Genomic DNA, 12,228 nt, shown 5'->3' with positions numbered 1-12,228 from the left:
AACCGGGCGCACCCATCACGATTCCTATTCTGCGCCTTCACCCGCCGACCCGGCGAAAGGCCCACCCGGGTACCCGGGAATCCTCGGCGCATCCTCTCGGGGAATCGCGCTAGAATTAGCGGCAATGTCCCGCATCTATCACTGCTCCGAAGCCCCTCAGCTGCTCACCGGTTTAAGACTCGCCCGCACGTCCATCGCTCGCGGCGAGCTTATTGTCATCCCCACCGATACCGTTTATGGTCTCGCCGCCGACGCCTTTTCCCCCGCCGCGGTGCAGCGCCTGCTTGATGCCAAGGGGCGCACCCGGCAGTCGCCGCCGCCCGTGCTTGTGCCCGGAGTGGGCACGCTCGCGGCGCTGGTGGACGGCATCCCGGATGAGGTAAATAGCCTCGTGGAGGCCTTCTGGCCCGGGGGCCTCACGATCGTCATGAACGCCCAGCCCTCGCTGGCCTGGGACCTCGGAGATACCCACGGCACCGTCGCGGTGCGGATGCCCGATAACGAGATCGCGCTGGAACTGCTGCGCGATACCGGCCCGCTCGCGGTGTCCTCCGCGAACCTCACCGGCATGCCCGCGGCCACCACCGCGGAGGAGGCCGAGCTGATGCTCGGCAGCTCGGTACACATCTATCTGGATGGCGGCCCGGCGGGGGAGAACCCCTCCACGATCATCGACGCCACCGCGCTGGGTGGCCCGGGCGGCACCGTGCGGATCCTGCGCCAGGGAGTGGTGTCCCGCGAGGCCCTGCACGGCGTGCTGGGTGATCTTCTGGAGCCCGAGGCCCCGGCGGGAACCACGCCGGAATGATCCAATACGTTCTCGTCGCGGCATTCACGGCGATTATCACCGCGGTGCTGTCGTTTGTGGTGTGGAAATTTGCGCTGCGCTTTAAGCTGTATCCGCCCATCCGGGAACGCGATGTGCATACCCGCCCCACGCCCCGCCTGGGCGGGGTCGCGATGTTCCTCGGCGTGGTGGCCGCGTTTATCTACGCCCAGAATAATAAATTTCTGGGTCATACCTTCGACGATCCCGGCCAGATGTATGCCATCCTCGGCGCCGCCGCGCTGATCGTGGTGGTGGGTGTCCTCGATGACCTGATCGACCTGGACTGGATGATTAAACTCGCGGCGCAGTTTATCGCCGCGGGCATCATCGCCTTTTATGGCATCCAGATTTATTCGCTACCCATCGCGGGGCTCACCGTGGGCTCCAGCACGGCCTCGTTTGTGCTCACCGTATTTGTGCTGGTGCTGGTGATGAACGCCGTGAACTTCATCGACGGGCTGGACGGCCTGGTCGCCGGCGTCTGCCTGATCGCCAACGGCACGTTTTTTATCTACGGCTATCTGCTGGTGCGCTCGATGGGCCAGACCAGCTACTTCAACGTTCCCCTGCTGCTCTCGGCCATCCTGATCGGAATCTGCGCCGGCTTCCTGCCGTTTAACTGGCATCCCGCGCGGATGTTCATGGGCGATGCCGGGGCGCTGCTGATCGGATTGCTCATGGCCACCTCCGCGGTTGCGATCACCGGACAGATCGACCCCTCCGCGTTGGGCATCGGCCAGGAGGCCGCGACCGTGGGCCGCAGCCAGCTGATCGGTGCGTTTATCCCGATCATCCTGCCCGTCGCGATCCTCGTGGTTCCGCTGTTGGACTTCAGCCTCGCGGTCTATCGCCGCCTGCGCGCGGGTAAGTCGCCGTTCGCGGCCGACCGCAAACACCTGCATCACCGCCTCCTGGATATGGGGCACCGGCATTTTGGTGCCGTGCTGGTGTTTTATGCCTGGACCATCGTGATCTCCGCGGCCTGCCTCATGGCCTTTATCTTCCAGCCGTATTGGATCGCCGTGACCTTCCTTGTCCTGGGGGTCATCGGCTGTACCGTGCTGACCCTCATGCCCGTTCTTCGCGCGCGGCACGAACGCCGCCGCCAGGAGCGCCTCGCGGCCTCCGCCTAACCCAAAGGAACCCACCCCCATGAACGCGACCCCCATCTTCCGTAAGAGCCTGGCCTGGGGGGCCCTGCTGTCCCTCGCCATCGCCGTGGTGGGTGGTGGCATCGGCTTCGCCGTGGACGGCGTCCACGGGCTGATCTCCGCCCTCGTGGGGACCGCGATGGCCCTGGTTTTCCTCGGGATCACCGTGGTGAGCATTCTGGTGGCCAATCGCTATACCTCCTCCGACCTCTACGTTCCGATTTTTTTTGGCGTGGTCATGGGCGGCTGGATCGTGAAGTTTATTTTGTTCCTCGTCACGGCGTGGGTCATCTCGGATCAGCCCTGGGTCAATAAGCTTGTGCTCTTCCTGTGCCTAATTGTGGGCGTGATCGGCACACTCATCGTGGACTGTGTTGCGATCGCCAAGGGCCGCCTTCCCGCCGTGAGCGACATCGAATTGCCCACCTTTGAAGATCCCGATACAAAGACCGCCAACTAAATAGCGGTTTTATCGCAAAAACCGGCTGAGCGTGCCCTAAATATTTGATAGGGTAAGTGAAGTTCCCCCGCCGAAGTATGCAGTTTTTTTGCATGTGCGGGTTGGGGACGTCCATACATTCGTTGTCGCGAGAGCTCAGCTCCACGCCCGAAACAGGAGATAGCGCTGATAGTAAACGCTGTGCACCTGCTGGTCCCGACCGCTGGAAACGACGATGGTTTCCATGGCCCGTCCATTAATGAGTTCTTCCCGGAAGCTTTCCTATTCGTAGGAACTCCCTTCGAGATGAACCGCATTATGATGGTTCGCTTGATCGCCGTCGCGGCGCTTCTGGTGTTGTTCTGGATCGGTACCCGCAGGATGAAAATTGTCCCGGGCCGCTTCCAGAGCCTGGTAGAGATGGGACTCGACCTGGTTCGAGTCAACATCGGTGAGGATCTCCTCGGTAAGAAGGATGCTAAACGCTTCCTGCCGATCCTGACCACCATCTTCTTCATGGTGCTATTCATGAACATCACGGGAGTCATCCCGTTCCTGAATATCGCCGGAACCAGCGTCATCGGTGTCCCGCTGGTCCTTGCCCTGGTGTCTTATGTCACCTTCATTTATGCCGGTCTGAAAAAGAGCCCTGGCAAGTTCATTAAGAACTCGCTGTTCCCCGCCGGGGTTCCGTGGCCGGTCTATTTCATTGTTACCCCGATTGAGCTCGTCTCCACGTTCGTCATTCGCCCGGTCACCCTGACCTTGCGTCTGCTCATGAACATGCTCGTGGGTCACCTGCTGCTGGTGCTGTTCTTCGCGGCCACGCAGTTCTTCGTCTTTGCCGCCGGTGGGCTCTTCCCGCTGCTCGGCATCGGAAGCTTGGCCTTCGGCTTTGCTTTCACCCTGTTCGAAATCCTGGTTGCTGTACTCCAGGCCTACGTCTTCACCCTGCTTACCGCTGTCTATATTCAGCTCGCGGTAGCCGAAGAGCACTAATCGAGTTCGGCAACCGCCGTCTCAATCATCACGGAAGGAAACACTCGTGGACGCAACTACCGTTCTCGCTGACCTCAATGGAAACATCGCAACCGTAGGTTACGGTCTCGCCGCGATCGGACCCGCCATCGGTGTGGGTATCGTCGTTGGAAAGACGATCGAAGGTGTGGCTCGTCAGCCCGAGCTGCAGAGCCGCCTGCAGGTTCTCATGTGGATTGGTATCGCCTTTACCGAGGCCCTGGCCTTCATCGGTATCGCAACGTACTTCATCTTCCAGTAACCAACCCCTCGTAGACAATAAGGAGGCATCTTGCTTAACGCAGTAATTAAGGCTTCGGAGGCGGCGGCAGCGCCCAACCCGATGCTGCCTGCCACCTACGACATTGTTTATTCCGCAATCTGCTTCGTCATCATCCTGATCGCCTTCTGGAAGGTTTTCCTTCCGAAGATGCAGACCATGCTCGACGAGCGTGGCGCAGCGATCGAGGGAAACATCGCCAAGGCCGATGAGGCTCAGCGCGAGGCGGAGGCTGCTCTTGAGCAGTACACCGCCCAGCTCGCTGAGGCTCGCGCCGAGGCCGGTGTTATCCGCGAGTCCGCTCGTGAAGATGGCAAGAAGATCGTAGCCGAGGCCAAGGACCAGGCCACCGTCGAAGCAGCCCGGGTAACCGCCGCCGCACACACGCAGATTGAAGCCGAGCGCCAGAGCGCCCTCGTCTCGCTGCGCAGTGAGGTTGGAACCCTGGCCCTCGACCTGGCCGGCAACGTGATTGGTGAGACCCTGAGCGACGACAAGAAGGCCGCTGGCCTGGTCGACCGCTTCCTCGCCGACCTCGATGCCTCGCAGGCTTCGAACGTAGGAAAGAACTAAAACAATGGGTAGCGCAACCAGAGAAGCACTCGCCGCGGGAACGCAGGCGCTTGACGCAGCCGGTTCGATCGACCTGAAAACGGTCACGGACCTGTTTGCCGCCGGACGTGCCGTCGGTAACAGTGCACAGCTGCGCGCGCTGCTTTCGGACCCGTCCGCTGAGGCTGCCTTGAAGGCCGCCGCGGTCGACCAGGTGTTTGGAAAGGCCGTGGGCGAAAGCGCACGTGCCCTCCTGCGCCAGGCGGTGTCCCAGCGCTGGTCTTCCCCGGAAGACCTGCTCGAGGGCATTGAAGACCTCGGGCTTCGGGCCGCTGCCGTTTCCGCCGGTGCCGAGGCAACGATCACGAGCGAGCTCTTTGAGTTCGGTCGCATCGTTGCCTCGGATGCCGAGCTGGAACTGGCGCTCGGCTCCAAGCTCGGTAAGCCGAGCGAAAAGGTCGCCGTGACCGCGAAGCTCCTGCAGGGCAAGGCCCTGCCGGAGACCATCGCGATCGTGGAGCAGCTCGTGGCTCAGCCCCGTGGGCGTCGTATTCGTGAACTGCTGCGTACCGCAGCGGCCACGGTCGCCGACCAGCAGGGCTTTTCCATCGCCACCGTGACCAGCGCCTTGCCGCTGAGCGCGGCACAGGTCGAGCGGGTAGCCGCCGGCCTCACCGCTCAGTACGGTCGCAGCCTTCGGGTGAATCAGATCGTTGACCCCTCCATCATTGGTGGACTGCGGGTACAGATCGGCGACGACGTGTTCGACGGCAGCGTTTCGACGCGGCTTTCCGAACTTCGACTTCAACTTGCTGGCTAGGGCCAGAAAAGAAAACGCAGGAGGCTAACCGTCTCCGCACAGATAGGGAAGAAGATGGCAGAACTTACGATCAGCCCCGACGAGATCCGTGATGCTCTCAAGGACTTCGTATCGGCATACGAGCCCGGCTCGGCCGCAAAGACCGAGGTTGGCTACGTGGTTGACGCCGCGGACGGCATCGCTCACGTCGAGGGCCTCCCGGGCGTTATGGCCAACGAGCTCATCCGCTTTGCGGATGGCACGCTGGGCCTGGCCCAGAACCTCGATGAGGACGAGATTGGTGTTGTTGTGCTCGGCGAGTTCGGCGGCATCGTTGAGGGCCTCGAGGTAACCCGCACGGGTGAGGTGCTCTCGGTTCCCGTGGGCGACGCCTACCTCGGTCGCGTCGTGGACCCGATGGGTAACCCCATCGACGGCCTCGGCGAGATCGCCTCGGAGGGCATGCGTGCCCTCGAGCTGCAGGCACCCGGTGTCATGCAGCGTAAGAGTGTGCACGAGCCGATGATGACCGGTATCAAGGCAATTGACGCCATGATCCCCGTCGGTCGCGGTCAGCGTCAGCTGATCATTGGTGACCGTCAGACCGGTAAGACCGCAATTGCGATCGACACCATCATCAACCAGAAGGACAACTGGGCCACCGGAGACGCCACCAAGCAGGTTCGGTGCATCTACGTGGCAATCGGCCAGAAGGGCTCCACCATCGCCTCCGTGCGCGGTGCCCTCGAAGAGGCCGGCGCGATGGAGTACACCACCATCGTGGCCTCGCCCGCGTCCGACCCCGCAGGCTTCAAGTACCTGGCTCCCTACACCGGTTCGGCCATCGGCCAGCACTGGATGTACGCCGGCAAGCACGTTCTGATCGTGTTTGATGACCTGTCCAAGCAGGCCGAAGCATACCGTGCGGTATCGCTGCTGCTGCGTCGCCCGCCGGGACGTGAAGCCTACCCCGGTGACGTGTTCTACCTGCACTCCCGCCTGCTCGAGCGTTGCGCCAAGCTCTCGGATGAGCTCGGTGCCGGTTCGATGACCGGTCTTCCGATCATCGAGACCAAGGCAAACGACGTCTCGGCCTATATTCCGACCAACGTGATCTCGATCACCGACGGCCAGATCTTCCTCCAGTCCGACCTCTTCAACGCCAACCAGCGCCCCGCCGTAGACGTGGGTATCTCGGTATCGCGTGTGGGTGGAGACGCCCAGGTGAAGTCGATCAAGAAGGTCTCCGGAACCCTGAAGCTTGAGCTCGCTCAGTACCGCTCGCTCGAAGCCTTCGCGATGTTCGCCTCGGACCTGGACGCCGCCTCGCGTCGTCAGCTGGCCCGTGGTGCACGCCTGACCGAGCTCCTCAAGCAGCCCCAGTACTCGCCGATGCCGGTGGAGAACCAGGTTGCCTCGATCTGGGCCGGTACCAACGGCAAGTTCGATGAGGTGCCCGTGGTAGACGTGCTGCGTTTCGAAAAGGAAATGCACGACTACCTGGCTCGCAATACCGAGGTTCTGAACACGCTCCGTGCGACCAACGTTCTGGACGACGACACCCGCGACGCCATGGCTGCCGCAATTGACACCTTCTCCGCGGAGTTCATCTCCAGCGAAGACGCCGCCGACACCACCTCGTTTGACGAGCTGGCCGCCGATGACGTCAACCAGGAAAAGATCGTCAAGGGACGTCGATAGTCCATGGGTGCACAGCTCCGGGTCTATACGCAGAAGATTAAGTCTGCGCAGACGACCAAGAAGATCACTAAGGCGATGGAGCTGATCGCCGCGTCGCGCATTCAAAAAGCGCAGGCGCGCGTGGCAGCCTCCGGTCCCTATTCCCGGGCCATTACCCGGGCGGTCTCCGCGGTGGCGACGTACTCCAATGTGGAGCACGTCCTCACCACGGAGCCGGAGAAGATTACCCGCGCCGCGGTGCTGGTATTCACCTCGGACCGGGGTCTGGCCGGCGGCTTCAACTCGCAGATTCTGCGTGAAGCCGGCGAGCTGACCGAGCTGCTCCAGAGCGAAGGCAAGGAAGTTGTTCACTTCGCCTATGGCCGCAAGGCCGTGGCGAACTTCACCTTCCGCAAGGTGCCGCTGCGTGCGCAGTGGGTCGGCGAAGCCGAGAACCCCACCTTTGCCGCCGCCAAGGAAATCGGCGAGGCCCTCCTGGCGTCCTTCCTGAAGGACACCGCTGAGGGTGGAGTTGATGAGATCCACATCGTCTATAACCGCTTCATCAGCATGATGACGCAGACCCCCGAGGTTGTGCGTCTCCTGCCCCTGGAGGTAGTTGAGGGTGTTGAGGCTCCCGACGAGTCAGCGGTTCTGCCGCTGTACGAGTTTGAGCCCGACGCCGAGACGGTACTGGATGCCCTGCTTCCGGTGTATATCGAGAGCCGTATCTTCAACGCACTCCTGCAGTCGGCTGCCGCAAAGCACGCCGCCACGCAGAAGGCAATGAAGTCCGCCTCGGATAACGCCGACAAGCTCATCACCGACTACACCCGACTGCGCAATAATGCCCGTCAGGCCGAGATCACCCAGCAGATCTCCGAAATTGTTGGTGGCGCTGACGCGCTGTCCTCCTAGAAGTTTTTCGAGAACGAGAGAGAAGAAAGCTATGACAACCACCGCCGATGCCACGGCGACCGAGCAGAAGACCGCGTCCGTCGGTCGCGTCGCTCGCGTCACCGGCCCGGTCGTTGACATCGAGTTTCCGCACGATGCGATCCCCGGGATCTACAACGCGCTGAAGACCGAAATCACGATCGGTGAAGAGACCACGGTCCTGACCCTTGAGGTTGCCCAGCACCTGGGTGACGACCTGGTTCGCGCCATTGCCCTGAAGCCCACCGACGGTATCGTCCGTGGCCAGGAAGTGACCGACACCGGTTCGCCGATTTCCGTACCCGTTGGTGATGTCACCAAGGGTAAGGTTTTCAACGTTCTGGGTGAGGTGCTGAACGCCGAGCCCGGCGAGCAGCTGGAGATCACCGAGCGCTGGCCCATCCACCGCACGCCCCCGCCCTTCGACCAGCTCGAGTCCAAGACTCAGCTGTTTGAGACCGGCATTAAGTCGATCGACCTTCTGACCCCCTATGTACAGGGTGGAAAGATCGGTCTGTTCGGTGGAGCCGGTGTGGGAAAGACCGTTCTGATCCAGGAAATGATCCAGCGTGTTGCGCAGGATCACGGTGGAGTTTCGGTCTTCGCCGGTGTGGGAGAGCGTACCCGTGAGGGTAACGACCTGATCCACGAGATGGAAGAGGCGGGCGTTTTTGATAAGACCGCCCTCGTCTTCGGCCAGATGGATGAGCCGCCGGGAACGCGTCTGCGCGTCGCCCTGTCGGCCCTGACCATGGCGGAGTACTTCCGCGATGTTCAGAAGCAGGACGTTCTGCTCTTCATCGATAACATCTTCCGGTTCACCCAGGCCGGTTCCGAGGTATCCACCCTTCTGGGTCGTATGCCCTCGGCCGTGGGTTACCAGCCGAACCTCGCGGACGAGATGGGTCTCCTTCAGGAGCGCATCACCTCGACCCGTGGTCACTCGATTACGTCGCTGCAGGCCATTTATGTGCCCGCCGATGACTATACCGACCCGGCTCCCGCCACCACCTTCGCCCACCTCGATGCGACCACCGAGCTCTCTCGTGAAATCGCCTCGAAGGGTCTGTACCCCGCCATCGACCCGCTGACCTCCACGTCGCGGATCATGGACCCCCGGTACTTAGGTGAGGACCACTACCGCGTGGCCACCACGGTCAAGTCCATCCTGCAGAAGAACAAGGAACTCCAGGAGATCATCGCGATCCTCGGTGTTGACGAGCTCTCCGAGGAAGACAAGATCACCGTATCGCGCGCCCGTCGTATCGAGCAGTTCCTGTCCCAGAACACCTACATGGCGAAGAAGTTCACCGGTGTAGAGGGTTCGACCGTTCCGCTCACGGAGACCATCGAGTCCTTCGATGCCATCGCCAAGGGTGAGTTCGACCACGTGGCTGAGCAGGCCTTCTTCAACGTCGGTGGAATCTCCGACGTCGAAGAGAAGTGGGCTCAGATCCAGAAGGACAACGGTTAATCATGGCCGCACTCACCGTCAGCGTCGTTTCGGCCGAACAGGAAGTCTGGTCGGGCGAAGCGGTTCAGGTGATCGCCAGAACCGTCGAGGGTGAGATCGGTATTCTTGCCGGTCACGAGCCGCTGCTGGCCATTCTGGCCAGCGGTGAGGTTCGGATTACCCTCGCCTCGGGTGAGAAGATCACCGCTACCGCCAACGATGGATTCCTCTCGGTTGAAAATAACTCCGTGAGCGTCGTTGCCGGAACCGCGGCTCTTTCCGCCTAGTTCTTCTCGAACTTCTCTACAAAATACCCCCGTGCTCATTCTGCTGCCTCCCTCGGAGACCAAGCGACAGGATGAGCCGGGGGCTTTTTTGTCCCCCGGCACGGATATGCTGGCGGGGCTGAGCTTCCCGGAGCTCACGCCGATTCGGGCGGAATTATTGGCCGATCTCGGGGTTTTATGTGCCGATCCCGAGGCCGCGGCCCGCGCACTCAAGCTCGGGCCAAAGCTGGCACACGAGGTGGCGTTAAACCTGGGGCTGCGCTCGGCCCCGCTGATGCCGGCGCTGCAACGCTATACCGGCGTGCTCTTTGACGCCCTCGATTTTGACTCCCTGGACGCGGCGGCGCGGCGCTATGCCGCGGCGCATGTGCTGATCCAGTCCGCGCCCCTGGGCCCCGTGGGCGCCCTTGAGGGCATCCCCAATTATCGGCTGTCCGCGGCCGGGCGGGTACCGCCCACGGCGCTCAAGAAGCGCTGGGCGGCCGCCGGGAATGCGGCGCTGGCGGGCAGTGGCCGTTTTCTCTTGGACCTGCGTTCGGAGGCCTATGCGGCGCTTTCGCCGCTGCCCGCGCAGGGGTCGTCCGCGTATCTGCGGGTGGTGGGTGTGGGAAGCGTCTCGGCGGGGGAGCCGGTGCGGGCGCTGAATCACTTTAATAAAAAGACCAAGGGCCTGCTGTTGCGGGCGCTGCTGGAGGATCGGCCGCGCTGCGCGAGTGCCGCCGGGTTTATTGCCTGGGCGCAGGGGCGGGGTTTTTCCGTGTCCGAGCGGGGTTCGGAGATCCTGCTGGAGGAGATCGCGCGGCTCTAGGGCGCGCCCGGCGATAGGCTGAGGGTATGACTGAGATGACGTATTCTCCGCTGGGGCACAGCGGATTGATGGTGTCCGCGGTGGGCCTGGGCTGCAATAATTTTGGTCGGGCGGGCAGCCGCACCGAAACCCAGGAGGGCACCACGGCGGTGGTCGAGGCCGCGCTGGACGCGGGGGTGAACTTCCTGGATACCGCCGATATGTACGGGCGTGAGCCGGGCCTGAGCGAGACGCTGCTGGGCAATGCGCTGCGCGGGCGGCGCGCGGATGTGGTGTTGGCCACCAAATTTGGGCATGCCGATTTTGAGGCCGGTATTCCCTCCTGGGGAGCCAAGGGATCTCGCCGCTATGTGCGGCTCGCGGTCGAGGCCTCGCTGCGGCGGTTGCAAACCGAGTGGATCGATCTCTATCAGCTGCATACCCCCGATCCGATCACCCCCATCGAGGAGACCCTCGCGGCGCTGAACGAGCTGATCGACGAGGGTAAGGTGCGCTATATCGGGCACTCCAATTTTGCCGGCTGGCAGGTGGCGGAGGCCGAGTTTATGGCGCGCGAGGCCGGGGGAGCGCGGTTCATTTCGGCGCAGAACGAATATAACCTGCTCACCCGCGGTGCCGAGCGCGAGCTGCTGCCCGCCGTGAACGCGTATGGGCTGGGGTTTTTGCCGTGGTTCCCGCTGTATAACGGGCTCTTTACGGGCAAATTTGGGCGTGCGGGTGGGCCGAGCGATACCCGCATTATGCGGCAGCGCCCGCACCTGCTGGAAAACGCGCCCTGGGAGACCATCGAGACGTATCAGCGTTTTTGCGCCGACCGCGGGATTACCATGCTGCAGGCCACCTTTGAGTGGCTGCTCTCGCGCCCGGGGCTGAGCAGCGTGATCGCGGGGGCGACCACCCCGGAGCAGATCCGGCAAAACGTGGCGGAGGGGGCGTCCACCTCGCTGACCCCGGCCGAGCACACGTATATTTCGGAGCTCTTCACCGCCTCATAGCGGCAGGTTTTCCACAGCTGCCGCCGGTGCTGGAGTTTTCCACAGCCGGGGGAGTTTTGCCGCGCCGGGGGAGGCGGCGGCGAAAACTGGGGGCATGACTATTTTTTCTCTTCACCGCCCCGAACAGTTTTTAGCCCTCGTCCCCGCGCTGCTGGGGGAGCGGCCCGAGTCCGCGCTGGTGGTGGCGGGGATGCGCGGGCTGCACACCCGGGCGCTCCTCCGGCTCCGGCTGCCGCCGCCCGCGCGGGACGCACTCGCGGTCTCTGCCGAGGGCGCGGCGCGTGTGCCGCGGGTGGAGGAGCGTTTCTGTGTGGGGGATCGGGGCTGTATGGGGGATAGGGCGTTTGTGGAGAGCGCGGCGGGTGTGGCCTGTGTGGAGGGCGCGGTGGGTGGCCTGTGCCGCATTCCCGAGGCCGATCATGTCATCGCCGTGTTTTATACCCCGCGGGTTCTCGACCCGGCCTGGGGGCCCGATGCGCTGCCGGGCTTTCCCCTCATCGACCGGGTGCTCTCCCGGTTTGATGCCGCGGGCTTCCATCTCCACGACGCCCTGTGTGTGGGGCGTGGATCCGTGCCCGGGTACGACGCCTGGGCCAGCTATCTTGCGCCCGCCCACGCCCTCCCGGTGCGCCATCTTGCGGCCGGTCGGCCGCGGGAAGCGCCGGCCGGGCGCGATGCGGCGGAACGTGATCGTGCGGAACGTGATGGCGCGGAGCCGGTTGTATCGGTGCCCGATTCGGAGGTCCCCGATCTGGCCGTTCCCGATCCGGCGGTGCCCGCCCGGCCGTGGCCTGGGGTGGCAGAGCCTGCGCTCGGGTCTGAGCCTGAATCTGGGCCCACGGAGTCTGAGTCCACGAAGTCTGAGTCCACGGAGTCTGGGGCTACGGAGCCGGGGTCCACCGAGTCTGTTCTCCCGCTGCGCGACGTGGAGGTGACCGACTCGACGCTACCCGGGCCTACGGAATCTGATCTCCCGCCGTCCGACTCTGCGCCGCCAGGCTC

At 63.1% G+C, this 12,228-nt stretch carries 13 protein-coding genes; all 13 read left to right on the top strand.

The genetic code is table 11. The features are described 5' to 3' along the window. Positions 1 to 124: 124 nt before the first annotated feature. The 13 genes from KXZ72_RS05670 (at position 125) to KXZ72_RS05610 (ending at position 11,226) form a co-directional block, all read left to right on the top strand. The gene (locus tag KXZ72_RS05670) at positions 125 to 808 is read left to right on the top strand and encodes an L-threonylcarbamoyladenylate synthase (RefSeq protein ID WP_226082848.1); all 684 of its coding nucleotides are present in this window, start codon (positions 125 to 127) and stop codon (positions 806 to 808) included. Then, entirely contained in the window at positions 805 to 1,962 is a 1,158-nt protein-coding gene (locus tag KXZ72_RS05665; RefSeq protein ID WP_226082843.1) for an MraY family glycosyltransferase, read from the top strand. The genes KXZ72_RS05670 and KXZ72_RS05665 overlap by 4 nt, the downstream gene beginning before the upstream one ends. 19 nt (positions 1,963 to 1,981) lie before the next feature. Beyond that, entirely contained in the window at positions 1,982 to 2,440 is a 459-nt protein-coding gene (locus KXZ72_RS05660) for a hypothetical protein (protein WP_226082841.1), read from the top strand. Between the two features lie 180 nt (positions 2,441 to 2,620). Then, entirely contained in the window at positions 2,621 to 3,418 is a 798-nt protein-coding gene (gene atpB, locus KXZ72_RS05655) for a F0F1 ATP synthase subunit A (RefSeq protein ID WP_226082840.1), read from the top strand. A gap of 46 nt (positions 3,419 to 3,464) precedes the next feature. Beyond that, the gene (gene atpE / locus KXZ72_RS05650) at positions 3,465 to 3,698 is read left to right on the top strand and encodes an ATP synthase F0 subunit C (RefSeq protein WP_226082839.1); all 234 of its coding nucleotides are present in this window, start codon (positions 3,465 to 3,467) and stop codon (positions 3,696 to 3,698) included. A gap of 30 nt (positions 3,699 to 3,728) precedes the next feature. Further along, on the top strand, positions 3,729 to 4,289 hold the full coding sequence (locus KXZ72_RS05645) for a F0F1 ATP synthase subunit B (protein WP_226082837.1): 561 nt from the start codon (positions 3,729 to 3,731) through the stop codon (positions 4,287 to 4,289). 4 nt (positions 4,290 to 4,293) lie between these two features. After that, a complete protein-coding gene (locus KXZ72_RS05640) occupies positions 4,294 to 5,088 on the top strand; it encodes a F0F1 ATP synthase subunit delta (protein ID WP_226082835.1) in 795 nt (264 codons plus the stop codon). 54 nt (positions 5,089 to 5,142) lie between these two features. Further along, the gene (atpA, locus tag KXZ72_RS05635; protein WP_226082833.1) at positions 5,143 to 6,768 is read left to right on the top strand and encodes a F0F1 ATP synthase subunit alpha; all 1,626 of its coding nucleotides are present in this window, start codon (positions 5,143 to 5,145) and stop codon (positions 6,766 to 6,768) included. A gap of 3 nt (positions 6,769 to 6,771) precedes the next feature. Continuing rightward, positions 6,772 to 7,665 carry a F0F1 ATP synthase subunit gamma gene (locus KXZ72_RS05630; protein ID WP_226082832.1) on the top strand — a complete coding sequence of 298 codons (894 nt, stop codon included), beginning with the start codon at positions 6,772 to 6,774 and terminating at the stop codon, positions 7,663 to 7,665. Positions 7,666 to 7,696: 31 nt separating this feature from the next. Next, positions 7,697 to 9,157: a F0F1 ATP synthase subunit beta gene (gene atpD, locus KXZ72_RS05625; RefSeq protein ID WP_226082830.1), complete on the top strand. Its 1,461-nt coding sequence runs from the start codon at positions 7,697 to 7,699 to the stop codon at positions 9,155 to 9,157. Between the two features lie 2 nt (positions 9,158 to 9,159). Continuing rightward, positions 9,160 to 9,423: a F0F1 ATP synthase subunit epsilon gene (locus KXZ72_RS05620; protein ID WP_226082828.1), complete on the top strand. Its 264-nt coding sequence runs from the start codon at positions 9,160 to 9,162 to the stop codon at positions 9,421 to 9,423. A gap of 31 nt (positions 9,424 to 9,454) precedes the next feature. Continuing rightward, entirely contained in the window at positions 9,455 to 10,231 is a 777-nt protein-coding gene (locus KXZ72_RS05615; RefSeq protein WP_226082827.1) for a YaaA family protein, read from the top strand. A gap of 26 nt (positions 10,232 to 10,257) precedes the next feature. Continuing rightward, entirely contained in the window at positions 10,258 to 11,226 is a 969-nt protein-coding gene (locus KXZ72_RS05610; protein WP_226082826.1) for an aldo/keto reductase, read from the top strand. Positions 11,227 to 12,228: the final 1,002 nt, after the last annotated feature.

This window comes from Mycetocola spongiae, assembly GCF_020424085.1.
Lineage (GTDB): Bacteria > Actinomycetota > Actinomycetes > Actinomycetales > Microbacteriaceae > Mycetocola > Mycetocola spongiae.
The sequence above is the reverse complement of the archived record's forward strand: the minus strand, read 5'-3'. Positions and strand labels throughout refer to the sequence as shown.

Coding starts and splice junctions, on each gene's coding strand:
- KXZ72_RS05670 (WP_226082848.1), top strand. CDS start 125: ATGTCCCGCATCTATCACTGCTCCGAAGCCCCTCAGCTGCTCACCGGT.
- KXZ72_RS05665 (WP_226082843.1), top strand. CDS start 805: ATGATCCAATACGTTCTCGTCGCGGCATTCACGGCGATTATCACCGCG.
- KXZ72_RS05660 (WP_226082841.1), top strand. CDS start 1,982: ATGAACGCGACCCCCATCTTCCGTAAGAGCCTGGCCTGGGGGGCCCTG.
- KXZ72_RS05640 (WP_226082835.1), top strand. CDS start 4,294: ATGGGTAGCGCAACCAGAGAAGCACTCGCCGCGGGAACGCAGGCGCTT.
- atpA (WP_226082833.1), top strand. CDS start 5,143: ATGGCAGAACTTACGATCAGCCCCGACGAGATCCGTGATGCTCTCAAG.
- KXZ72_RS05630 (WP_226082832.1), top strand. CDS start 6,772: ATGGGTGCACAGCTCCGGGTCTATACGCAGAAGATTAAGTCTGCGCAG.
- atpD (WP_226082830.1), top strand. CDS start 7,697: ATGACAACCACCGCCGATGCCACGGCGACCGAGCAGAAGACCGCGTCC.
- KXZ72_RS05620 (WP_226082828.1), top strand. CDS start 9,160: ATGGCCGCACTCACCGTCAGCGTCGTTTCGGCCGAACAGGAAGTCTGG.
- KXZ72_RS05610 (WP_226082826.1), top strand. CDS start 10,258: ATGACTGAGATGACGTATTCTCCGCTGGGGCACAGCGGATTGATGGTG.